The organism is Streptomyces flaveolus, assembly GCF_044765825.1.
In the GTDB taxonomy this organism is placed as follows: domain Bacteria; phylum Actinomycetota; class Actinomycetes; order Streptomycetales; family Streptomycetaceae; genus Streptomyces; species Streptomyces flaveolus.
In genome coordinates, this window is the sequence record NZ_JBIWKU010000003.1 from 313,611 (window position 1) to 334,742 (window position 21,132).

A 21,132-nucleotide genomic window follows, 5' to 3' on the forward strand; every position below is an offset into this window, starting at 1 on the left:
GTACGGCCACGGGGGCGCTGTCCTGGAGGACGGCGCCCCTTGTCGTACGCCCGGCCGCCGGTCAGGCGTCGTAGGCGGCGATGTCCTTGACGACCGAGAAGGCGAGCCCGTAGGCGCTCATGCCCCGGCCGTACGCCCCGAGGTGGACGCCCCGGTCGGTGGAGCCGGCGAGCACCCAGCCGAATTCGGACTCCCGGTAGTGGAAGGACGTCGGCACGCCGTCCACGGGCAGGGACAGCGTCGTCCAGTCCTCCCCGTCGAGGTCGTCGGCCAGCACCCACGCGGTCTCGGTCTGCTGCTCCAGCCAGTCGTCGCGCAGGGAGTGGTCCATCTGACCGGGCCAGGTGAAGGACAGCAGCCCCACACCGGCGAGCCACGCCGCCGAGGACACCGAGGTGGCCTCCAGCAGACCCGTGCCGTCGGCGCTGCGCCGGTCGGGGTTGGCGGCCACCGTCACGACCACCGCGAACTTCTCCTTGGCGTCCTGTTCGTCGCCCGCCACGTGCTCGTTGCGCACCGACGGTTCGTCGCCGTGCCCGATCGAGCCGTGTTCCACGGCCCCGTCGGCCGACGTGCCGACCTGCATCAGCCAGCGCCGCCCCGTGAAGGCCTCGTCGAGGCCGTACCACGGGAAGTGCGCCCGCAGATAGCCGTCGACCGTACGCCGGGCGGAGGGGACTGGTTGTCCGTCCTCCGCGGCCGGCGCCTGCGCGACCGCCGCGTTCGTCGTCTCCATGTGCCCGGACGCCTCCTCGCTCTCGTCGGAGCGGATCGGCCCACCCCCCTTCGGGCGCACTCGTCCGCTCCGCACAACAACTCGGCAGCATAGCCACACCCGTGCGGACAGCCGGGAAAGCGCCCGGCGCGTGGACCGCACCAGCCCCGCGATCAGGCCGGGTGCGACCGGTTCGGAGTATGAGACGCGTCACGTACGGCGGTGGCGCGGGGGCCCGTCCCGCCGTACGGCAGCCGGCTCGCCGGGCTCAGGTGGCGTCGGCGTCGAACGGCGGGCGCTCGTCGCGGGCGGGGATCTCGGGCTTCTTCGCCATGTCGATCTTCTTGGACATGTCGATGGCCCCGCCCGAGGAGGCGGACGACGACGTCTCCGACTCGCGGCCGTGGACCGCGTCGGCGACCTCGGCCATCTCCTTCTTCATGTCGAAGCCGTTGCGGATCTCCTTGAGACCCAGCTCGTCGTTGTCCAGCTGCTTGCGGATGAACGTCTTGGGGTTGAGGTCCTCGAACTCGAAGTCCTTGAACTCCGGGCCCAGCTCCTCCCGGATGTCCCGCTTGGCGCTGTCCGAGAACTCCCGGATCTTCCGGATGGTCCGCGTCACGTCCTGGATGACCTTCGGGAGCTTGTCCGGACCGAACACGAGCACGGCGAGGACGACGAGCGTCACCAGCTCGAGTGCGCCTATGTCATTGAACACCTGAAGCTCCTTGGGATGTCCGGGCCGCCACCACGGTACCCGCCGACCCTGCCCGGCCGGTACCGTCCCGTGACCACCGACCGTGCGTATGCGAGCGCTTTCCCGATTGTTTGCCTTCCCGGCCCCGTTTCCTGGCCGTTTGCCGGCCCGTCCGGGTGTTCAGCCTCCGTCGGAGGAGCCCAGCACCAACGAGACGCTCGTCTCCCTGCCCTGGCGCTCCACGGTCAGCTCCAGGCGGTCGCCGGGGCGGTGGGCGCGGGTCTTGACGATGAGTTCCTCACCGGAGTGCACGCGCCGGCCGTCGACCTCGGTGATCACGTCCCCGGCCTCGAGGCCGGCGTCGGCACCGGGTCCGCCCGCGGTGACCGGGGGGCCGCCGTCGCTGCCCTGCGTGCCGACGCAGGCGCCGTCGCCGGTGTAGCCCATGTCGAGGGTGATGCCGATGACCGGGTGTGTCGCCCGGCCCGTGTTGATCAGCTCCTCGGCGACGCGCTTGCCCTGGTTGATGGGGATGGCGAAGCCCAGTCCTATGGAGCCGGCCTGGCCGCCGTCGGACTCGGCGGCGCCGCTGTCGGCGGACCGGATGGCCGAGTTGATGCCGATGGCCCGGCCCTGGGCGTCCAGGAGGGGGCCGCCGGAATTGCCGGGGTTGATGGGCGCGTCGGTCTGCAGCGCGTCGACGTACGACACGTCGCTGCCGTCGCTCTCCTCGCCGCCGGCCGTGATGGGCCGCTCCTTGGCGCTGATGATGCCGGAGGTGACCGTGCCGGCCAGGTCGAAGGGGGCGCCGATGGCGACGACGGGGTCACCGACCTGCACGTTGTCGGAGTTGCCGAGCGGCATGGGGGTGAGTCCGTCGACGCCCTTCACCTTGACCACCGCGAGGTCGTATCCGCTGTCGCGGCCGACGACGGTGGCCTCGGCGGTGTCGCCGCTGTTGAAGGTCACGGTGATCTCGCCGCCGTTTCCGGCGGGCTCGACGACGTGGTTGTTGGTGAGGATGTGGCCGCTGCCGTCGAGGACGAATCCGGTGCCGGTGCCCGCGGCGTCGCTGCCGCTCACATGCAGGGTCACCACGCTGGGCAGGGCCCGCGCGGCGATCCCGGCGACGCTGTCCGGGGCCCGGTCGGCCGGTTCCTTCCCGGCCTGCGGCAGTTCCACGGTCCCCATGCCGCCGTGGCGCTCCAGGTAGGCCCCTACGGCGCCGCCGACGCCGCCGGAGACCAGGGCGATCAGCAGGGTGCCGACGACGAGCGTCCGCCGGGCCCGCTTGCGCCGCTGCTCGCGCGTCCCGACGGGGGCGCCGTTCTGCTGGAGGGGGCCGGCGGCTGCCACGGCCCAGGGGTCGTACCGCCGCCAGGGGTCGGGCGCGGGGGTGCCCGGGGGCGGGGCGGCGCCGGGGGGCGGGGACGGCTCGGACGTGCCGGGCGCGGCGGGCGCCCCCGCGGTGGTGGCCGTGGCGGGCGTCAGGGGGGCCGTCACCGGGTGCTGGAGCGGCGGGGCGGGGGGCGGGGCGTCCGCGTAGGCGGGGTCGGGCATCGGGGTGCCGGAGGGCGCCGCAGCCGGCCCTGCGGGCGCCGCCGCGGATGCCGGGGGCGCCGTCGCGCCGTGCACCGGGGCCGTGGTGCCGTGAGCCGGCGTCGTCGCCGGGTGCTGGACCGGCGGTGCGGGGGCCCAGGGGCCGGGCTCGCCGTACGGCGGGGTGCTGTACGGGTCGGGATCGTGCAGGGGCCGGGGGCGCTCGGCGACGGGCGCACAGGCGGGGGTGTCGTCGGCGCGGGGGTCGCCGGGGGCGCCGGCAGCGTCGGTGCCGGGGTCGCGCAGGGCGTCGGCGGCGTCGGTGCCGACGCCTCGGGCATCGGAGGCGCCTGGGTACGCGCTGGTGCCGGCACCCCCCGGGGCATCCGGGCCGGCTACGGCGGCGTCCAGGGCGCCCGGGGCGGCGGCGTGGGCGGCGGTGGCGGCAGCCGCGTCGGCGGTGTCGGTGCCGGGAGTGCCCGGGGCGTCGGTGGTGGTGTGTGGCTCCGGGACCGTGGCGGGGGCGCCGGGGGCGGCGCCGGTGTCCGTCGTCGGTTCGACGGGGCGTGCCGCGGGGCCGTCCAGTTCGTAGTCGCCGCCGTGGTCCCGCTCGCCGGCCGCCCGGGGCGCCTCGGGGCGCTCCAGCGGGAAGTCGCCCCCGTCGGGCTCGGCGTCGGCGGTGTCGTGGGCGGCGCGAGGACGTGCCAGTTCGAAGTCTCCGTCGGAGCCGTCACCGGACGGGCGAGGACGGCTCCACCACTTCGCCTTCGTGGGCTTCCCCTCGTTCATGTTCTCCCCACACCTGGCCGCGGATCGTCGGCTCCAAGGGCTCTGGCGCCATCCCGGATTCAATCAGGTCCGCACGCCGACGCGCAGACCCCGTCAGGGAGCCGGACGGTGGGACGCGGCGGGGAGCGCCGAGGCCCGGGGGGAGGAGAGCGGATCGGGGGCGGGTGCGGTGAACAGACCGGGCGGTTCGACCACGGGCGGCGACGGCCAGGCGGCCAGGGCGAGCGGCGGTACCGCGTCCAGCGGCCGTATCAGCGGGGACACAGCGACCGTGCCGACCGTGATCGGGGTGGTCAGCGCCCGTACGGCCTGTTGCCGCGGGTCGGCGGCCGCGGGGGGCGGCAGGCCGGGCAGCAGCGGCGCGGAGACATCGGTCGGGGCCACGGGGGTCTCGCCGAGCGCCCGCTGGCCCTGGGCCTGTCCGAGCAGCGGACCGACCGCACGGCGGCGCTGGCTCTCAGGGGTCTTGGCCGTTCCCGCGCCCTGGGTGCCCAGCGGCGTCACGTTGCTGCCGGCGCCGGAACCCCGGGCCTCCGTGGTGGTGTCGGGTGTGCCGAGGGTGACACCGCCCAGCGCGATCGCGGCCAGCGACACCGCTCCCGCGGCGACGAACGCGAACCGCATGCCGCGCGAGGCCGACCGCTCCGACTCGTGCCGGCTCACGTCATGGATCCGGAAGCCCCGGTCCGCCGACGAGGAGGGCAGCAGGGAGGAGTGCGGGCGGGCGGGAACGTAACCGAACTCGAACTTCCCGGGCATGCCGGGCATCGGATCGGAGAACCTCCCGCCGCTCAGCGGCGAGCCGTGGCCGTCCCCGTCGCCGCCGCCCGGAAGCCCTTGGAGGCGGGCCAGGAAGCTCTCGGACGGGGCCGGTGGGGCGGCGGCCGCGAAGACGTTCTTCAGACGGCGCTGCGCGTCGACCTCCGCCTTGCACTTCGGGCAGGTCGCCACGTGCGCCAGCACGCGCTCACGCGCGTCATGACCGAGCTCCCCGTCCACCAGGGCGGAGAGTCGGTCTCCCAGGTGCTGCTCCGCGAGGTGTCCCTCCGGTTCCGGCCGTGACCCACTCACGCGCTCGTGCCCCCTCCTCCCAGTGCGGGAACACGGGCCACGAAGGAGCGGCGCTCGGCGCGGGCCTGGGGGGAACGGTGCGCGAGGGCCTTGCGCAGCTGGGAGCGGCCACGGTGGATGCGGGAGCGGACGGTGCCGAGCTTGACGCCGAGGGTCGCGGCGATCTCCTCGTACGACAGTCCCTCGATGTCGCACAGGACGACGGCGGCGCGGAACTCGGGCGCGAGGGTGTCCAGCGCCTGCTGGACGTCCGCGTCGAAGTGGGCGTCGTGGAAGACCTGCTGCGGGGTGGGCTCCTTGCTGGGCAGCCGCTCGGCCGCGTCGTCGCCGAGCGCGTCGAAGCGGATGCGCTGCTTGCGGCGCACCATGTCCAGGAACAGGTTGGTGGTGATGCGGTGCAGCCAGCCCTCGAAGGTGCCCGGCGTGTAGGTCGACAGGGACCGGAAGACGCGGACGAAGACCTCCTGGGTGAGGTCCTCGGCGTCGTGCTGGTTGCCGGTGAGGCGGTAGGCGAGGCGGTAGACCCGGCCGCTGTGTGTGCTGACGATCTCCTCCCAGGTGGGCGGAGTCCACGCCTGCCCGTCCGCGTCGCTGGTGAAGGTCGCGGTCTGGGTGTGTCCTGAGGCAGGACCAGTGGCGTGGCTGTGGTCAGCAGCGGTGTCGTTCACGGATTTCGGCCTGCCCGCCGATCCGAGAAAGCGCCGCAGCACTCCTCCCCGATCCACAGGTACGGCCGCACCTCCCCTGTCGGCTCTGGTGGTGTCCAGTGGAGCCCCTACCATAGCCACCTCGCCCGTTAGCTCCGGATAAGCGGTTTTACGAGAATTTGATCTGAGCTGGTACCGCTCGTACGGCTGCGTCAGCACTTGCTCGGTGCCCCTGCCCATCCGCTGCCCCCCGTCGCCGTACCGGCCGCTTCGCCGTGTCTTCCCGTACCCCTTCAAACGACCGGTCCCATCTGCGGGTTCCCGACGCCAACGGATACAGTCACGCCGAGGCAACGACGGGGACAGGAGAGGGTCATTACCGGCAACCGGCAGACGAGCTGGGCGTTCGCCGACGCCTATGTCGCCGAGGACGACGCGCTGCGCTGGGCGCGCGACCGGGCCTGCGAGGCGGGCCTGCGCTCGGTGACGCCCGGCACCGGGTCGGCGCTCGGGTTGCTCGCCGCCGCCGTGGACGCCAAGGCGGTCGCGGAGATCGGTACCGGCTGCGGCGTGTCGGGGATCCATCTGCTGCAGGGCATGCGGCCGGACGGGGTCCTGACCACCGTCGACCCGGAGCCGGAGCACCAGCAGTTCGCCCGGCAGGCCTTCCGGGCCGCGGGCTTCGCCAGCAACAGGGCCCGCTTCATCCCGGGCCGCGCCCTGGACGTCCTGCCCCGGCTGGCGGACGCCGGCTACGACCTCGTCTTCTGCGACGGCGACCGGCTGGAGTACCTGGACTACCTCGCCGAATCGTTGCGCCTGCTGCGCCCGGGGGGCCTCGTCGCGTTCGAGGGCGTCTTCGGCACCGGCAGGACGATCGACTCCGGACCGCAGCCCACCGAGGTGCTGCGGCTGCGGGAGGTGCTGCGCGCGGTGCGCGAGAGCCAGGAACTGGTGCCGTCATTGCTGCCGGTGGGCGACGGGCTGCTGTGCGCGGTGAAGCGGTAGCCCGGCAGGGAGAAGCAGTGCCGGGCGCAGGAAAACGTTATGAAACCGTCCGGGAGAAACCCGGAAAGCCGGAGAAAAACCGGGAAATCAATCGCCCCGGCACCAGGTACGGCACCGGGGCGACTGAACGGGTATGGTCGCTTGCGCGTCAGCCGACGACCTTCTTGAGGGCGTCGCCGAGCGCGTCGGCCTCGTCGGGGGTCAGCTCGACGACGAGTCGACCGCCGCCTTCGAGCGGAACGCGCATGACGATGCCCCGCCCCTCCTTGGTCACCTCGAGCGGGCCATCGCCCGTCCGCGGCTTCATGGCCGCCATGCTCGTTCCCCTTCCTGATACCAGCTCACCGTCACCGCCGACGGCCCGTGAGGGCACGCGCAGTCCGGCGTGGACGCGCGACACCGGCATCGAACACATTGCTTCCCAGCCATTATCCCGCATCCCAGGACCCGATGACCAACATCGGTCGGCATCGCTTGGGCAACGCGCGCGAGCAAAACCACTCAATTCGGCGATGTGACTGCGATACTGCGCGCCCCGACCCACTCCCGCCGAATGGATACGGACCGGAATTCTTTGACGGAGGTCACACCCCCGCGGCGGTCCGCCGCCGGTGATCTCCGTCATGCTGTCCTGCAGACACAAGCCGCGACGCGGAGGGGATACCCATGGCCGACACCGTGCTCTACGAGGTGAGCGACGGGCTCGCGACGATCACGCTGAACCGCCCCGAGGCGATGAACGCGCTGAACATCGAGACCAAGGTCGCGCTCCGGGACGTGGTGCGGTCCGCCGCGGCGGACGACGCCGTACGGGCAGTGCTGCTGACGGCGGCCGGGGAGCGGGCGTTCTGCGTCGGCCAGGACCTCAAGGAACACATCGGGCTGCTGGCCGCCGACCGGGAGACCGGCGAGGGCCGGACCATGAGCACGGTCCGCGAGCACTACAACCCGATCGTGCGGGCGCTGGCCGAGGCGCCCAAGCCGGTGGTCGCCGCCGTGAACGGGGTGGCGGCCGGGGCGGGCTTCGGTTTCGCGCTCGCCGCGGACTACCGGATCGTCGCGGAGACGGCGGCGTTCAACACGTCGTTCGCGGGCGTCGCGCTGACCGCCGACTCGGGCGTCTCCTGGACGCTGCCACGCGTCGTCGGCCCCGGGCGCGCCGCCGACCTGCTGCTGTTCCCGCGCAGCATCAAGGCCCAGGAGGCGTACGAGCTCGGCATCGCCAACCGGGTCGTCCCGGCCGCCGACCTGCGCGCGGAGGCCGAGCGGACGGCACGGGCCCTGGCCGAGGGGCCGACGGTGGCCTACGCGGCGCTGAAGGAGGCGATGGCGTACGGGCTGACGCACTCGCTCTCCGAGACGCTGGAGAAGGAGGACGAGCTGCAGGCGCGCGCGGGGTCGTCGCAGGACCACGGGATCGCGGTGCAGGCGTTCGTCGACAAGAAGAAGCCGGTGTACCTGGGGCGCTGAGCCGGGCGCGAGCGGGCGGTGCGGTCGCGGTCCGCGCCGCTCACGCCCGCCGGGCCACGCAGTCCGCCAGGTGGTCGTCGACCAGTCCGCACGCCTGCATCAGCGCGTACGCCGTCGTGGGGCCGACGAAGCGCAGGCCCCGCTTCTTCAGGGCCTTCGACAGGGCCGTCGACTCCGGGGTGACGGCCGGGACGTCGGCGAGGGTCTTGGGCACCGGGCGGCCGTCCGGGTCGGGGGCGTGGGACCAGATCAGGTCGTCCAGCTCGCCGGGGGCCCACTCGGTCAGCACGCGCGCGTTGGCGAGGGTCGCGTCGATCTTGGCGCGGTTGCGGATGATGCCCGGGTCGGCGAGCAGCCGCTCGCGGTCCTCGTCGGTGAACTCCGCGACCGCGGCGATCTCGAAGTCCGCGAAGGCGGCACGGAAGCCGGAGCGGCGGCGCAGGATGGTGATCCAGGACAGGCCCGACTGGAAGGCCTCCAGGCTGAGCCGCTCGAACAGGGCGTCGTCGCCGTGGACCGGGCGGCCCCATTCCTCGTCGTGGTACGTCACGTAGTCCGCGGTGGACAGGGCCCAGGGGCAGCGCGGCGCGCCGTCCGGACCGGTGACGGCCTCACCGGCGCTCACTGCTGCTCCTCCTGGGCCGGCTTCTCCATGGTGACGTGGTGGGCGGCGGCCCGGGCGCCCGCGAGCGCGGACTCCAGGTCGGCGATGCGGGCGTCGCGCTCGGAGAGCTCGGCGCCGAGCCGGCCGAGGGCGTCGTCGACGTCCGCCATGCGGTAGCCGCGGACGACGAGCGGGAAGCGGAGCCGTTCCACGTCCGCGCGGGCCACCGGGCGGTCCGGGGGCAGGGAGTCCCGCAGCTGCTCGGGCGCGGCCTCGGGCAACGGCCCGCTGTCGCCGCCGCTCACCACGGCGAGCGTCACCGCGGCGACCACGACGGCGAGCGCGACGACGAGGAAGAGGAACATGACCATCGCTGGGCCCCCATGGTCGGCTGGTTGGATCGGAGTCGTTGTGTCGGGTCCGATCGTGCCATGCGAGTCTGACAGTCGGGATCGCAGGCGGTGATCGCAGGCGGTCGAAGGACGCGGGCGGACGCCGAAGAGCGGGACGTCGGAGCCGGAGCGGGACGTGAGGGACGGTATGGACGAGGAGATGTCGCAGGGGATGCTCAGGCTGGGCAGGCGTGAGTTCGCGCCGCACGAGCCGGTGATCATGGCGATCGTGAACCGGACCCCGGACTCCTTCTACGACCAGGGCGCCACCTTCCGCGACGAGCCGGCCCTCGCGCGCGTGGAGCAGGCCGTGGCCGAAGGGGCCGCGATCATCGACATCGGCGGGGTGAAGGCCGGACCCGGGGACGAGGTGTCGGCGGCGGAGGAGGCGCGGCGGACCGTGGGCTTCGTCGCGGAGGTGCGGCGGCGGTTCCCGGACGTCGTGATCAGCGTGGACACCTGGCGGCACGAGGTCGGCGAGGCCGTGTGCGAGGCGGGGGCGGACCTGCTGAACGACGCGTGGGGCGGTGTCGACCCGAAGCTCGCGGAGGTCGCGGCGCGGTACGGGGTGGGGCTGGTGTGCACGCACGCCGGTGGCGCCGAGCCGCGGACGCGGCCGCACCGGGTGACGTACGACGACGTCATGGCCGACATCCTCGGCGTGACGGTGGGGCTGGCCGAGCGGGCGGTGGCGCTGGGGGTGCCGCGGGAGTCGGTGCTGATCGATCCGGGGCACGACTTCGGGAAGAACACGCGGCACAGCCTGGAGGCGACGCGGCGGCTCGGGGAGATGGTGGAGACGGGGTGGCCGGTGCTGGTGTCCCTGTCCAACAAGGACTTCGTCGGGGAGACGCTGGACCGGCCGGTGAAGGAACGGGTGCTGGGGACGCTGGCGACGACGGCGGTGTCGGCGTGGCTGGGGGCGCGGGTGTACCGGGTGCACGAGGTGGCGGAGACGCGGCAGGTGCTGGACATGGTGGCGACGATCGCCGGCCACCGGGCACCTGCGGTGGCTCGGCGGGGGTTGGCGTAGGGGCGTAGGCGGCGCGTGGGGCGGCGTGGGGGTCTTCCCGCCCCCGCCGCCCTTACCCATTCCCGTCCCCAGGGGCTTCGCCCCTTCGACCCCACCAGGGGCTCCGCCACTGGCCCCCGGCGGGGCCCGCGTCCCCTGCATCCCTGCCGGGCCCGCGTCCCCTGCACCCCTGCCGGGCTCGGCACGGTGAGCGCTAGCGGCCTGCCTCCTTGGAGACCAGGGCGACCGCCTCGTCCACGTCGTCCGTGACGTGGAACAGGAGCAGGTCCTTCTCCGCCGCCTTGCCCTGGGCGACCAGGGTGCCCCGGAGCCAGTCGACCAGGCCGCCCCAGTACTCGGAGCCGAAGAGGACGATGGGGAAGCGGGTGACCTTCTGGGTCTGCACCAGGGTGAGCGCCTCGAAGAGTTCGTCGAGGGTGCCGAGACCGCCGGGCAGGACCACGAAACCCTGGGCGTACTTCACGAACATCATCTTGCGGACGAAGAAGTAACGGAAGTTCAGCCCGATGTCGACGTACGGGTTGAGGCCCTGCTCGAAGGGCAGCTCGATGCCGAGGCCGACCGAGATGCCCTTCGCCTCCAGCGCGCCCTTGTTGGCCGCCTCCATCGCCCCCGGCCCACCGCCGGTGATGACCGCGAAGCCCGCGTCGACCAGGCCGCGGCCCAGCTGGACGCCGGCGTCGTACTCCGGCGAGTCGACGGGCGTGCGGGCGGAGCCGAAGACGCTGATCGCGGGCGGGAGTTCGGCGAGCGTGCCGAAGCCCTCGATGAACTCCGACTGGATCCGCAGGACGCGCCAGGGGTCGGTGTGGACCCAGTCCGTGGGGGCACGCTCGTCCAGCAGGCGCTGGTCCGTGGTGCTCTCCTGGACCTGGCCCCGCCGTCGGAGGACCGGGCCCAGGCGCTGTTCCTCCGGCGGCTGCTTCTTGCCCTCGGGGTTGCCTGTAGGCATGTGCGCTCCCTCCGTTTGCAGGTGGTTCCACCTCAGCGTAGATCGACGCGGGTTACGTACGGGGGACCTCAGCATGTCCGGCACGCAGCGGCGTAAACCCGGACCGGATCATGCCGTCAGCCAGGACCGCAGCCGCTCCTCCCCCGCGAGGATCTTCGCCGTCTCGACCCGCTCGTCCCGCTTGTGCGCCAAGTGGGGGTTGCCCGGGCCGTAGTTGACCGCCGGGACGCCGAGCGCGGAGAAGCGCGACACGTCCGTCCAGCCGTACTTGGGCTGCGGGGTGCCGCCGACCGCCTCGATGAAGGCCGCCGCGGCGGGGTGGGACAGTCCCGGCAGGGCCGCGCCGCTGTGGTCGTCGACCACGAACTCCGCGACCCCGCAGTCCGCGAAGACCTCGCGGACGTGGGCGAGGGCGTCCTCGGGGCTGCGGTCCGGGGCGTAGCGGAAGTTGACGGTGACCACGCACTCGTCGGGGATGACGTTGCCCGCGACCCCACCCGTGATGCCGACCGCGTTCAGGCCCTCGCGGTACTCCAGGCCGTCGATCACCGGGTGGCGCGGCTCGTACGCGGCCAGGCGCGCGAGGATCGGGGCGGCCGCGTGGATGGCGTTGGAGCCCATCCAGCTCCGCGCGGAGTGCGCGCGCTCCCCCGTCGTCCTCAGCAGCACCCGCAGAGTGCCCTGGCAGCCGCCCTCCACCTGGCCGTCCGACGGCTCCAGGAGCACCGCGAAGTCGCCCTCCAGCCACTCGGGGTGCGCCTCGGCCACGTGCTTCAGGCCGTTCAGCTCGGCGGCGACCTCCTCGTTGTCGTAGAAGACGAAGGTCAGGTCGCGGTTGGGGGCCGGGACCGTGGCCGCGATGCGCAGCTGCACGGCGACGCCCGCCTTCATGTCGCAGGTGCCGCACCCCCACAGGACCCCGTCCTCGTCCAGCCGGGAGGGGACGTTGCCGGCGATCGGCACGGTGTCGATGTGCCCGGCGAGGATCACGCGCTCCGACCGGCCCAGGTCCGTGCGGGCCACGACGTTGTTGCCGTACCGGTCGACCGTCAGGTGCGGCAGGGCGCGCAGCGCGCTCTCGATCGCGTCCGCCAGGGGCTTCTCGGAGCCGCTCTCGGAGGGGAAGTCGACGAGCCGCGCGGTGAGCTCCGCGGCGTCCAGCGTGAGGTCAAGCGGGGTATCGGCCATGCCGTCGACCCTACCCGCCGGGTCGTGGGCGGCGTCCTCGCGCATCATCCGCACCCGCCGCACCAGAAGCCCTACTCTCCAGTACCTTGTACGCGTGTCTGAGCCGTCCTCCACCCGCAAACGCCGCGGCCGCCTCCTCCGTACCGGGGCTGCCTTCGTGGTCCTGCTCGCGGTCGCCGGTTACCTCACGGTCCAGTACGTCACCGGCGGCGCGCCGGGCTGCAAGGTCGTCTCGGGCGACGACGACCGAGCGGTCTACGAGTTCACGCCGGAGCAGGCGGTGAACGCGGCGACGATCACCGCCGTGGGCACCGCGCGCGACCTGCCCGAACGGGCGGTGACGATCGCCCTGGCGACCGCGCTCCAGGAGTCCGCGCTGCGCAACATCGACTACGGCGACCGCGACTCGCTCGGCCTGTTCCAGCAGCGGCCCTCGCAGGGCTGGGGCACCGAGAAGGAGATCATGGACCCGGCGTACTCGGCGGGCATGTTCTACGACCACCTGGTCGAGGTGCCCGGCTACACCCGTCTGCCCCTGACGGTCGCCGCGCAGCGCGTGCAGCGCAGCGGCTTCCCCGACGCGTACGCCAAGCACGAGCCGGACGCGACGCTGCTGGCGGCGGCCCTGACCGGGCGGTCCGCGGCGACGCTGACCTGCGAAGGGCGTCCCGGCGCGCACCGGGCCGAGGGGCCGGACGCGGTACGTGCGGCGCTCGTGCGGGACTTCGGACGCGATGTGCTCCAGCCGGCCGGCGCGGAGGTGGGCACCTCGACGGAGCCCGGTCCCGCGGCGTCCCCGGGCGCCCGGGGCGGCTCCGACGGGCGGACCGTGACCCTGCCCGTGGGCGACGGCCACGGGTCGGGCACGGACCGCAGCGCCGAGCGGCGCGGCTGGCAGCTGGCGCACTGGGCGGTGGCCAACGCGTCCGCGCTGCGCATCGAGCGGGTCACCTACGCCGGCCGGCAGTGGACCGCCGGGAACACCGACAGCAAGTGGTACGCGACGGACCATGCCGGCACCCACGGTGCGGAACAGGGCACGCGTTCGGTCCGGATCACGTCCGCGCGGTAGTGCGAGCCGTCACCCGCGAGAGGTAGCCGCACCGGCACGAAGTCGACGGGGTGCGCAGGTTTTCGCGTCGTCACCCCCGAATCTCCCGGAACCCGGGAAAGCAAAGAGCTGTAAGGATTCAGCAAGCTTTCCGGGGGGAGCCCATTTGCCCGCTTTTCTGTGCAACCGATAATGCGACGCATTGCCAACTCTTTACGTTGTGCCGCCGCAACCTTCGCGGGCTTCGAGCGGTAGTCACTGCGTCCGAGCCCGGCGATCACCCGCCGGGCGAGGTCGGAACCTCATCGTTGACTTCCGTCGAAGGAGCATCATGTCCCTCCCCCTGACCCGCCGGATCGCCCGTGCCGCGCTGCTCGTCGCTGCGGGAGCGGCTGCCGGGGTCGGTGCGGCCGGCTCCGCCAGTGCGGCTCCCGAACTGCCGGCCACCCCGAACCTCGGCGGGCTGACCGCGCTGGACGGGGCGAACGTCGGCAAGGCTGTCGACGGCGCCGCGCAGGACACCACCAAGGTCGCGGGTGACACCGGCGGCAAGGCCGTCAAGAAGGCCGTGCCGGCCGCTGGCAAGACCGGTGGTTCGGTCGTCAAGAAGGCCACGCCCGTGGCGCAGAAGACCGCCGGTGGCGCGGCGGACGCCGCCGGTGGCGTCGTCGGTGACACCGCCTCGACGGCCACGAAGGGCGGGCTGCCGGCGGGTGCCGCGCTGCCGGTGCAGGGGCTGCCGGTGCGCTGACGGTCGGCCGACGCCGCCCGTTGCAGCGACGGGGTCCGGGGTTCGCTCCCGGGCCCCGTCGCTTTGTCGCGCTACAGGCGGGAGACAGCCGCCGCCACACGGGCGTCCGTGGCGGTGAAGGCGACGCGGACGAAGTTCCTGCCGGCCGGGCCGTAGAAGTCGCCCGGGGCCACGAGGATGCCGCGTTCGGCCAGGTGGGCGACCGTGTCCCAGCAGGACTCGTCGCGGGTGGCCCACAGGTAGAGGCTGGCCTCGCTGTGCTCGATGCGGAAGCCGTGGCCGAGGAGCGCCTCGCGCAGGGCCGCGCGGCGGGCCGCGTACCGCTCGCGCTGGACGCGGACGTGTTCGTCGTCGCCGAGGGCCGCCACCACGGCCGCCTGCGTCGGCGCCGAGGTCATCATGCCGCCGTGCTTGCGGATCTCCAGGAGCGGGCCCAGGACGGCCGGGTCGCCGGCCAGGAAGGCCGCGCGGTAGCCCGCGAGGTTGGACCGCTTGGAGAGGGAGTGGACGGCGACGAGGCCGTCGTACGAGCCGCCGTTGACGTCCGGGTGCAGCACGGAGACCGGGTCGGCCTCCCAGCCCAGCTCGAGGTAGCACTCGTCGGAGACGACGAGGATGCCGTGCTCGCGGGCCCAGGCGACGATCCGGGTCAGCTCGGCCTGCGAAAGGACCTTGCCGGTCGGGTTGGACGGGGAATTGAGCCAGAGGAGCTTCAGCCCCGCCGGGTCCAGCTCGGTCGGGTCGTCGTACGCCTCGTACTCCGCGCGGGCCAGGCGCGCGCCGACCTCGTACGTCGGGTAGGCGAGGCGCGGGAAGGCCACGCGGTCGCCGGGGCCGAGGCCCAGCTGGGTCGGGAGCCAGGCGACGAGTTCCTTGGAGCCGACGATCGGCAGGACGTGGCGGTGGGTGACGTCACGGGCGCCGAGGCGGCGCTCGACCCAGCCGGTGATCGCGTCGCGCAGTGCCGGGGTGCCCCAGACGGTCGGGTAGCCCGGGGAGTCCGCCGCGTCGATCAGGGCCTTCTGGATCAGCTCGGGGACCGGGTCGACCGGGGTGCCGACGGAGAGGTCGACGATGCCGTCCGGGTGCGCGGCGGCCGTCTTCTTGTACGGCTCCAGCTTGTCCCAGGGGAAGGTGGGCAAGCGGTCGGAGACTGCGGACACGTTACTGGCTCACTTTCGTCGTGGGCGCCCGGTACGGCAAACGCCTCGGTCCCGTGCGGCGCCGATCGGAGTGACCGGGCCGTACGGGACCGAGGCGGCGCGCGTGCGGGCCGCCGTTACTGGTTCTGCGGCGGCAGCGCGGCGACGAAGGGGTGGTCGCGCTCGATCAGACCCAGCTTGCTGGCGCCGCCGGGCGAGCCGAGCTCGTCGAAGAACTCGACGTTCGCCTTGTAGTAGTCCTTCCACTCCTCCGGAGTGTCGTCCTCGTAGAAGATCGCCTCGACCGGGCAGACCGGCTCACAGGCACCACAGTCGACGCATTCGTCCGGGTGGATGTACAAGGACCGCTGGCCCTCGTAGATGCAGTCGACCGGGCACTCCTCGATGCACGCCTTGTCCTTCACGTCGACACAAGGCTGCGCGATGACGTAGGTCACGCTGTCGTTCCTCCTCGATAGGGCGCTGGCGGGCCTCCTCAGGCTCCGCCGCCTGGCGCGCGGGAGCGCGGCGTCGTCGATGCCCGCCCCTAGTATCTCCGTTCTTGGGCTTGATCCGAACAGGAGGGGTGGACCGACCCGTGGAAATCTCTGCCGCCGGCCGACTCGAGGTCCGCATTACGGCCGCTGACGTGGGCAAACGAGTCTCCGTTCGGTGCTTGAGCGAACCTGGTGTCGCAGGTGAGAAGTTCACCGACACGGTCGGCGTTCTCACATCATGGGACAACGGTGTGCTGCTGATCACACGCAAGAGTGGCGAGTCGGTCCGGATCCCGGAATCCACGCTGGTCGCGGGCAAGGTCGTGCCGTCCGCCCCGGCGCGTCGGCGCGGTCCCGCGGCGTCCTACTACGAGGAGCTGGCGCGGGTCGCCGCGAGGGCCTGGCCGCCGGTGGAGAGCGAGTGGCTCGGTGAGTGGGAGCTGCGGGCCGCCGCCGGGTTCACGCGGCGGGCCAACTCCGTGCTGCCGCTCGGCGATCCGGGGATGCCCCTCGACGACGCGCTGACCGCCGTACGCCGCTGGTACGGCGCGCGTGGACTGCCCGCGTACGTCCAGACCGCCACCGGCGCCGAGGGCACGCAGGAGCTGCTGTGCGCGGAGCTGGAGCGGCGGGGCTGGGTGCGGGAGGTGACGGCCGAGGTGTGGACCGGCGGGCTGGCGCCGGTCGCCGACCGGGCCGAGGGGACCGGTGTGGTGCTGTCCCGGGAGGCCGACGAGGCGTGGCTGTCGCGGTATCGGCGCAAGGGTGTGAGTGACGTGGCGCTGCGGGTACTGGGCTCGGGGTCCCCCCGCGCGAGCGAAGCGGAGCGTGGAGGAGGGCCGTCGGTGTGGTTCGCGACGGTGCCCGGTGCGCAGGCGCCGGCCGCGATCGGGCGGTGCGTCGTGGACGGACGGTGGGCCTCCTTCGCGGCCGTCGAGGTCGATCCCGGGCAGCGGCGACGAGGGCTCGCCACCGAGGTCATGGCCGCGCTGGCCCGGCGGGCGCTCGACGAGGGCGCCTCGGCGGCGTGGCTGCAGGTCGAGACGGACAACGCGGGGGCGCGGGCGCTGTACGCCGGGATGGGGTTCTCGGCGCACCACGCCTACCACCACTACCGCGCGCCCGAAGACGCCGCCGGGACGGGGCGGGGCTGAGTGCCGCCCCTGTGTCGTTCGTCGTTCGCTGACCGCCGTGAGAGGGCACGAGCCTGATATGCGTCACCTCCCCCATCCGCCGTCGCCCGAGCGTTCCGCCGAGGTGCGGCGTCGGTTCGCCGAAGAGGCGCGGTCCGAGCGGCCCGATCTGTCGACGCTGTGCCTCCTGGTGGGCGCCGTGGCGGACGGAGGGCTGGACGAGGCGGGTCTGGACGCCGCGCAGATGGAGCTCGACCGGCTGGCCGGGCAGGTGCCGTTCCGGCCGGGTTCGCCGCGGGCCTGGGCGGTCGCGCTGCGGGACCTGCTGGGCGAGCGGTACGGGTTCCACGGGGCCGCGGCGGACTACCGGCGCCTGGAGTCGTCGCTGCTGCACGAGGTGCTGCGGCGCCGGCGGGGGCTGCCGATCCTGCTGTCGGTGGTGTGGCTGGAGGTGGCCCGGCGTGCGGGGGCTCCGGTGTACGGGGTCGCGCTGCCGGGGCATTTCGTGGTCGGGTTCGGGCCGGAGGGGGAGCGGGTGCTCGCCGATCCGTTCGACGGGGGGCGGGTGCTCAGCGGGAACGACGCGGAGGTGCTGGTGGCGGGGGCGACGGGGGCGGGGCTGCATCCGTCGATGCTGGAGCCTGCGGCGCCCTTGGACGTGGTGACGCGGATCCTGAACAACGTCCGGGCGTGGGCGGCGGCTCGTCCGGAGCGGTCGGACGTGGGGCTGTGGGCGATCGACCTGGCGTTGCTGTTGCCGTCGCATGCGGCGCGGTTGCGGTACGAGCGGGCGCAGTTGCTGGTGCAGCGGGGGGAGTTCGTGGCGGGGGCGGTGGAGTTGGACGCGTATGCCGACGTGGTCGGGGCGGTGGACGAGGGGGCGGCGGAGCTCGTGCGGGGGGAGGCGCGGGCGGCGAGGGCGTTGCTGAACTGAACGCCGGTCCGGCGAGGGCGGGGGGTGCGCGGCCCGGCGTTGCGGGGTGCCGCCTGCGCCCATCCGTGCCGCCCCGAGCTGGGCGCGGGTGGGTGTTACAGCCAGCCCTTCTCCCTCGCTATGCGGACCGCCTCCGCCCTGTTGCGGGCCGTCAGTTTCTGGATGGCTGTGGAGAGGTAGTTGCGGACCGTGCCCTGGGAGAGGTGGAGGGCCTCGGCGAGTTCCGCGTTGGTGGAGCCGTCGGACGCGGCGCGCAGGATCTCGCGTTCGCGGTCGGTGAGGGGGTTGGCGCCCTCGGCGAGGGCCGCGGCCGCCAGGGTCGGGTCGATGACCCGCTCGCCCGCCAGGACCTTCCGTACGGCCTGCGCAAGTTGGGCCGCCGGGGCGTCCTTGACCAGGAAGGCGTCCGCGCCGGACTCCATGGCGCTGCGCAGATAGCCGGGTCGGCCGAAGGTGGTGAGGACGATCAGCTTCACCGCCGGGAGTTCGCGGTGCAGCAGGGCCGCCGCCTCGATGCCGGTCGCGCCCGGCATCTCGATGTCCATCAGCGCCACGTCCACGCCGTGCTCGCGGGCGGCCTCCAGTACCTCGTCGCCGCGCGCCACCTGGGCGACGACCTCGATGTCCTCCTCCAGGCCGAGCAGGGCGGCCAGTGCCTCGCGGACCATCGCCTGGTCCTCCGCCAGCAGGACCTTGATCGTGCGGGTCATGCCCCGGATCCTACGTCCGCGACCACGCCGGCCGGGACGCGGGCGACCAGCCGGAATCCGTGCCGGGTCCGGCCGGCCTCCAGCTCGCCGCCGGCCTTCTCCAGGCGCTCGGCGAGTCCGGTCAGGCCGTTGCCGGGGGCGTCCGCGGAGCCGGGGCCGCCGGAGCCGTTGTCCTCCACCGACAGCTCGAGCACCTGCCCGTCCAGGGTCTGGCGCCGGAGCAGCTCCACCGTGCAGCGCCGGGCGCCGCTGTGCCGTACGACGTTGGTGACCGCCTCGCGCAGGGCCCAGGCGAGCGCCGACTCGGACTCCTCGGGGACCCCGGTGAGGTCGGGTTCGGCGGGCAGCTCGGGGTCCACGCCGGCGGCCGTCAGCGCCACCTGGACCCCGGCGAGTTCCGAGGTCAGACGGGCGCGACGGTAGCCGGTGACGGCCTCACGGACGTCGACGAGGGCCTGGCGGCTGACCTGCTCGATGTCGGCGACCTGCTGGGCGGCCTTGTCCGGGTGGCCGGGAAGCATGCGGCCGGCCAGTTCGCTCTTCAGCGTGATCAGGGACAGCGAGTGCCCGAGCAGGTCGTGCAGGTCGCGGGCGAGCCGCAGCCGCTCCTCGTTGGCGGCGAGGTGGGCGACGGTGGCGCGGGCCTCGCGCAGCGCGATCGTCGTCCGGATCAGCTCGCGTACGCCGGTCATGGCGAAGCCGCCCAGCAGCGCCGGGACGAGCAGACCGCCGAGGAAGCTCCTGGCGTCCGGCACGACGAACGCCAGGACCGTCATCAGCGCGGACGCGCCGGGAACCGTCCAGCGGGCCAGACGCAGCGGCAGGGCGGCGCCGGAGGCGATGGAGACGTACACGAACAGGACCAGCCACTCCCGGCCCAGGGTGAGGGCGAGCAGCGTCGACTCGGCCGCAAGGACGGCGAGGGAGCCGAGGACCACGTCGGTGCGGTCACCGCGTCCGGTGCGGAAGAGCAGCAGCATGTACCAGACGACGAATCCGACGAGGCCCGCCCAGCCGACGATCCGCGCGCCCGTGCTGTGGCCGCCGTTCAGCAGGTCGACGACGGGGGCGCTCAGGTAGACCAGCCAGATGCCGGCCCACAGCGACTTGATGACCTTCTGCCTGAGGTTCTCCGGGCGTTGCCCGATGCCGACGCCGCTCACGCCTTCAGCGTGTCCTTCCGGTACAGCCACGCCGCGCCGCCCGTGAACAGGACGAACGAGACGGCGAGGACGGCGAGATCCTGTGCGTGCGGGGCGTGCCTCTGTTCGATCGCCTGCCCCAGGGCAGCGTACGCGTGCGTGGGCAGCCATTCGGCGATGTTCCGCAGCCAGCCCGGGAAGGTGGTCGTGGGCATCCACAGGCCGCCGAGCATGGACAGGCCGAAGTACACGATCATCGTGATGGGGCGGACCGCGTCCCCGGTCGCCAGGTATCCGATGGCGACGCCGAGGGCGGCGAAGACCAGACTGCCCGCCCAGATCGCGCCGGTCAGGGCGAGCCACTGCCAGGCGTCCAGGCGTACGTCCTTCACGGCGGCGGCGACCACGAAGACGATGACGATGGAGGGCAGGCTGACGACGGCGGCGCTCGCGGTCTTGGCGAGGACGTAGCCGCGGCCCGGGAGCGTGGTCAGCCGCAACTGCCGTACCCAGCCGCTCTCGCGTTCCTTGGCGATGCGTTCGCTGTTGCCCATCAGGACGGCGGTCAGGGCGCCGAAGGAGGCCATGGAGACCATGAAGAAGGTCGGCAGGGTCAGGCCGGTGCCGTCGACCTCGGTGGTGGCGTCGGCGCTGCCCGCGATGAGCAGGAACAGGGCCGAGGGGTAGATCACCGAGAAGAACAGGAACTTGCGGTTGCGCAGGGCGCGGGTGAGTTCCAGCTTGATCAGGCTGTTCACGGCTGCTTGGCCTCCTCGGCGGCGGTGATGGCGACGAAGGCCTGCTCGAGTCCGAGGCCGGCGACTTCGAGGTTGCGGGGGTAGAGGCCGAGGCCGTACGCGGCGTGGACGGTGGCGTCGGCGTCGGAGGACTGGATGCGGACGGCCCGGCCGGACACGGTGAGGGACGTCAGGAACGGCAGTGCGCGCAGCGCCTGTTCGTCGATCGCGCCCTCCAGGTCGAAGGAGATCCGGCGGGCGCCGGCCCTGGCCTTGATCTCGGCGGCGGTGCCGTCGGCCAGCAGCCGGCCCCGGTGCAGGACGAGCACCCGGTCGGCGATGGCGTCGGCCTCCTCCAGGTAGTGCGTGGCGAACAGCACCGTGCGGCCCTGGTCGGCCTGTTCGCGCATGGTGGCCCAGAAGGCCTGGCGGGCGGAGACGTCCATGCCGGTGGTGGGCTCGTCCAGGACGATCAGGTCGCTGTCGCCGGCGGTGGCGAGCGCGAAGCGGACACGCTGGGCCTGGCCGCCGGAGAGCTTGTCGACCTTGCGGTCGGCGATCTTCGTGAGGCCGGCCCGGGCCAGGACGTCGGCGACCGGGTAGGCCCTGGGGTGGAGCGCGCAGCCGAGCCGGACCAGTTCGGCGACGGTGATCTCGTCCATCAGCCCGCCGCTCTGCAGCATCGCGCCGACGCGCCCGGCGACGATGGCCTCGCGCGGGCCGGTGCCGAAGACCCGGACGGTGCCCGTGTCGGGCTGCTTGAGGCCGAGCAGCAGGTCGAGCGTGGTCGACTTGCCCGCCCCGTTCGGCCCGAGCAGGGCCACGGTCTCCCCGGGGCGCAGGGTGAGGGTCAGGCCGTCGACGGCGCGGACGTCCCCGTAGCTCTTGGTCACCCGGTCGAACCCGACCGCCTCTGTCGTCGTCATGGCA

General features: G+C 73.1%; 23 protein-coding genes. 7 read left to right on the forward strand and 16 right to left on the reverse strand.

Annotated features, from left to right (window positions below; genetic code table 11):
- Window positions 1–61 precede the first annotated feature (61 nt).
- The 5 genes from ACIRG6_RS10950 to sigE form a co-directional block, all read right to left on the reverse strand.
- A complete protein-coding gene (locus ACIRG6_RS10950; RefSeq protein ID WP_318214315.1) occupies window positions 62–736 on the reverse strand; it encodes a hypothetical protein in 675 nt (224 codons plus the stop codon).
- Window positions 737–983: 247 nt separating this feature from the next.
- The gene (locus ACIRG6_RS10955; protein ID WP_364675906.1) at window positions 984–1,433 is read right to left on the reverse strand and encodes a sec-independent translocase; all 450 of its coding nucleotides are present in this window, start codon (window positions 1,431–1,433) and stop codon (window positions 984–986) included.
- 159 nt (window positions 1,434–1,592) lie between these two features.
- Window positions 1,593–3,740 carry a trypsin-like peptidase domain-containing protein gene (locus ACIRG6_RS10960; RefSeq protein WP_403322119.1) on the reverse strand — a complete coding sequence of 716 codons (2,148 nt, stop codon included), beginning with the start codon at window positions 3,738–3,740 and terminating at the stop codon, window positions 1,593–1,595.
- Between the two features lie 93 nt (window positions 3,741–3,833).
- The gene (locus ACIRG6_RS10965) at window positions 3,834–4,811 is read right to left on the reverse strand and encodes an anti-sigma factor family protein (RefSeq protein WP_364675912.1); all 978 of its coding nucleotides are present in this window, start codon (window positions 4,809–4,811) and stop codon (window positions 3,834–3,836) included.
- Complete coding sequence (gene sigE / locus ACIRG6_RS10970; RefSeq protein WP_189228802.1) at window positions 4,808–5,479, reverse strand: RNA polymerase sigma factor SigE; 672 nt, start codon at window positions 5,477–5,479, stop codon at window positions 4,808–4,810. Before sigE ends, ACIRG6_RS10965 begins: the two co-directional genes overlap by 4 nt.
- Before the next feature lie 288 nt (window positions 5,480–5,767).
- On the opposite strand from sigE, the gene ACIRG6_RS10975 reads away from it, so the two are divergent.
- Window positions 5,768–6,466 carry an O-methyltransferase gene (locus ACIRG6_RS10975; protein WP_308032459.1) on the forward strand — a complete coding sequence of 233 codons (699 nt, stop codon included), beginning with the start codon at window positions 5,768–5,770 and terminating at the stop codon, window positions 6,464–6,466.
- A gap of 148 nt (window positions 6,467–6,614) precedes the next feature.
- Here ACIRG6_RS10975 and ACIRG6_RS10980 read toward each other — a convergent pair whose 3' ends face one another.
- Window positions 6,615–6,782 carry a DUF3117 domain-containing protein gene (locus ACIRG6_RS10980; protein WP_003966491.1) on the reverse strand — a complete coding sequence of 56 codons (168 nt, stop codon included), beginning with the start codon at window positions 6,780–6,782 and terminating at the stop codon, window positions 6,615–6,617.
- A gap of 344 nt (window positions 6,783–7,126) precedes the next feature.
- On the opposite strand from ACIRG6_RS10980, the gene chcB reads away from it, so the two are divergent.
- Complete coding sequence (chcB, locus tag ACIRG6_RS10985; protein WP_450152406.1) at window positions 7,127–7,936, forward strand: 2-cyclohexenylcarbonyl CoA isomerase; 810 nt, start codon at window positions 7,127–7,129, stop codon at window positions 7,934–7,936.
- A gap of 40 nt (window positions 7,937–7,976) precedes the next feature.
- Here chcB and ACIRG6_RS10990 read toward each other — a convergent pair whose 3' ends face one another.
- Together ACIRG6_RS10990 and ACIRG6_RS10995 are read right to left on the reverse strand one after the other, a co-directional pair.
- Window positions 7,977–8,561 (reverse strand): DNA-3-methyladenine glycosylase I, encoded by a 585-nt coding sequence (locus ACIRG6_RS10990; RefSeq protein WP_403322122.1) that lies wholly within the window; start codon window positions 8,559–8,561, stop codon window positions 7,977–7,979.
- Window positions 8,558–8,911, reverse strand: coding sequence for a DivIVA domain-containing protein (locus ACIRG6_RS10995; protein ID WP_318214310.1), 354 nt, complete (start codon window positions 8,909–8,911; stop codon window positions 8,558–8,560). Before ACIRG6_RS10995 ends, ACIRG6_RS10990 begins: the two co-directional genes overlap by 4 nt.
- A 193-nt stretch (window positions 8,912–9,104) precedes the next feature.
- Here ACIRG6_RS10995 and folP point away from each other — a divergent pair, with 193 nt between their 5' ends.
- The gene (gene folP / locus ACIRG6_RS11000; protein ID WP_350714728.1) at window positions 9,105–9,965 is read left to right on the forward strand and encodes a dihydropteroate synthase; all 861 of its coding nucleotides are present in this window, start codon (window positions 9,105–9,107) and stop codon (window positions 9,963–9,965) included.
- A gap of 193 nt (window positions 9,966–10,158) precedes the next feature.
- On the opposite strand, the gene ACIRG6_RS11005 is transcribed toward folP, so the two are convergent.
- Window positions 10,159–10,917, reverse strand: a complete 759-nt coding sequence (locus ACIRG6_RS11005) for an LOG family protein (protein WP_239772814.1) — start codon at window positions 10,915–10,917, stop codon at window positions 10,159–10,161.
- A gap of 108 nt (window positions 10,918–11,025) precedes the next feature.
- A complete protein-coding gene (gene dapE, locus ACIRG6_RS11010) occupies window positions 11,026–12,105 on the reverse strand; it encodes a succinyl-diaminopimelate desuccinylase (RefSeq protein ID WP_318214308.1) in 1,080 nt (359 codons plus the stop codon).
- Between the two features lie 94 nt (window positions 12,106–12,199).
- On the opposite strand from dapE, the gene ACIRG6_RS11015 reads away from it, so the two are divergent.
- Together ACIRG6_RS11015 and ACIRG6_RS11020 are read left to right on the forward strand one after the other, a co-directional pair.
- Complete coding sequence (locus ACIRG6_RS11015; protein ID WP_364818897.1) at window positions 12,200–13,177, forward strand: heavy metal transporter; 978 nt, start codon at window positions 12,200–12,202, stop codon at window positions 13,175–13,177.
- Between the two features lie 310 nt (window positions 13,178–13,487).
- Window positions 13,488–13,907 carry an ATP-binding protein gene (locus ACIRG6_RS11020; protein WP_364675928.1) on the forward strand — a complete coding sequence of 140 codons (420 nt, stop codon included), beginning with the start codon at window positions 13,488–13,490 and terminating at the stop codon, window positions 13,905–13,907.
- Window positions 13,908–13,978: 71 nt separating this feature from the next.
- Here ACIRG6_RS11020 and ACIRG6_RS11025 read toward each other — a convergent pair whose 3' ends face one another.
- Together ACIRG6_RS11025 and fdxA are read right to left on the reverse strand one after the other, a co-directional pair.
- Window positions 13,979–15,070 carry a bifunctional succinyldiaminopimelate transaminase/glutamate-prephenate aminotransferase gene (locus tag ACIRG6_RS11025; RefSeq protein WP_365020160.1) on the reverse strand — a complete coding sequence of 364 codons (1,092 nt, stop codon included), beginning with the start codon at window positions 15,068–15,070 and terminating at the stop codon, window positions 13,979–13,981.
- A gap of 116 nt (window positions 15,071–15,186) precedes the next feature.
- Window positions 15,187–15,507, reverse strand: coding sequence for a ferredoxin (gene fdxA, locus ACIRG6_RS11030; RefSeq protein ID WP_003973842.1), 321 nt, complete (start codon window positions 15,505–15,507; stop codon window positions 15,187–15,189).
- Between the two features lie 140 nt (window positions 15,508–15,647).
- On the opposite strand from fdxA, the gene ACIRG6_RS11035 reads away from it, so the two are divergent.
- Window positions 15,648–16,700 (forward strand): GNAT family N-acetyltransferase, encoded by a 1,053-nt coding sequence (locus ACIRG6_RS11035; RefSeq protein ID WP_403322125.1) that lies wholly within the window; start codon window positions 15,648–15,650, stop codon window positions 16,698–16,700.
- Between the two features lie 58 nt (window positions 16,701–16,758).
- Window positions 16,759–17,613, forward strand: coding sequence for a transglutaminase-like domain-containing protein (locus tag ACIRG6_RS11040; RefSeq protein WP_318214303.1), 855 nt, complete (start codon window positions 16,759–16,761; stop codon window positions 17,611–17,613).
- 95 nt (window positions 17,614–17,708) lie between these two features.
- Here ACIRG6_RS11040 and ACIRG6_RS11045 read toward each other — a convergent pair whose 3' ends face one another.
- Genes ACIRG6_RS11045 through ACIRG6_RS11060 form a run of 4 tightly spaced genes read right to left on the reverse strand, consistent with a single transcriptional unit; the run spans window position 17,709 to window position 21,128 of the window.
- Entirely contained in the window at window positions 17,709–18,323 is a 615-nt protein-coding gene (locus ACIRG6_RS11045; RefSeq protein ID WP_403322127.1) for a response regulator transcription factor, read from the reverse strand.
- Window positions 18,320–19,486, reverse strand: coding sequence for a sensor histidine kinase (locus ACIRG6_RS11050; RefSeq protein WP_364675943.1), 1,167 nt, complete (start codon window positions 19,484–19,486; stop codon window positions 18,320–18,322). Before ACIRG6_RS11050 ends, ACIRG6_RS11045 begins: the two co-directional genes overlap by 4 nt.
- Window positions 19,483–20,223, reverse strand: coding sequence for an ABC transporter permease (locus ACIRG6_RS11055; RefSeq protein WP_318214300.1), 741 nt, complete (start codon window positions 20,221–20,223; stop codon window positions 19,483–19,485). Before ACIRG6_RS11055 ends, ACIRG6_RS11050 begins: the two co-directional genes overlap by 4 nt.
- A complete protein-coding gene (locus ACIRG6_RS11060) occupies window positions 20,220–21,128 on the reverse strand; it encodes an ABC transporter ATP-binding protein (RefSeq protein WP_381685711.1) in 909 nt (302 codons plus the stop codon). The genes ACIRG6_RS11055 and ACIRG6_RS11060 overlap by 4 nt, the downstream gene beginning before the upstream one ends.
- Between the last annotated feature and the right edge of the window lie 4 nt (window positions 21,129–21,132).

Excerpts from the sequence above, each read along its gene's own strand:
- ACIRG6_RS10950 (WP_318214315.1), bottom strand. The coding sequence starts at position 736 with ATGGAGACGACGAACGCGGCGGTCGCGCAGGCGCCGGCCGCGGAGGAC.
- ACIRG6_RS10960 (WP_403322119.1), bottom strand. The coding sequence starts at position 3,740 with ATGAACGAGGGGAAGCCCACGAAGGCGAAGTGGTGGAGCCGTCCTCGC.
- ACIRG6_RS10980 (WP_003966491.1), bottom strand. The coding sequence starts at position 6,782 with ATGGCGGCCATGAAGCCGCGGACGGGCGATGGCCCGCTCGAGGTGACC.
- ACIRG6_RS10995 (WP_318214310.1), bottom strand. The coding sequence starts at position 8,911 with ATGGTCATGTTCCTCTTCCTCGTCGTCGCGCTCGCCGTCGTGGTCGCC.
- folP (WP_350714728.1), top strand. The coding sequence starts at position 9,105 with ATGCTCAGGCTGGGCAGGCGTGAGTTCGCGCCGCACGAGCCGGTGATC.
- ACIRG6_RS11005 (WP_239772814.1), bottom strand. The coding sequence starts at position 10,917 with ATGCCTACAGGCAACCCCGAGGGCAAGAAGCAGCCGCCGGAGGAACAG.
- dapE (WP_318214308.1), bottom strand. The coding sequence starts at position 12,105 with ATGGCCGATACCCCGCTTGACCTCACGCTGGACGCCGCGGAGCTCACC.
- ACIRG6_RS11020 (WP_364675928.1), top strand. The coding sequence starts at position 13,488 with ATGTCCCTCCCCCTGACCCGCCGGATCGCCCGTGCCGCGCTGCTCGTC.
- ACIRG6_RS11040 (WP_318214303.1), top strand. The coding sequence starts at position 16,759 with ATGCGTCACCTCCCCCATCCGCCGTCGCCCGAGCGTTCCGCCGAGGTG.
- ACIRG6_RS11045 (WP_403322127.1), bottom strand. The coding sequence starts at position 18,323 with ATGACCCGCACGATCAAGGTCCTGCTGGCGGAGGACCAGGCGATGGTC.
- ACIRG6_RS11060 (WP_381685711.1), bottom strand. The coding sequence starts at position 21,128 with ATGACGACGACAGAGGCGGTCGGGTTCGACCGGGTGACCAAGAGCTAC.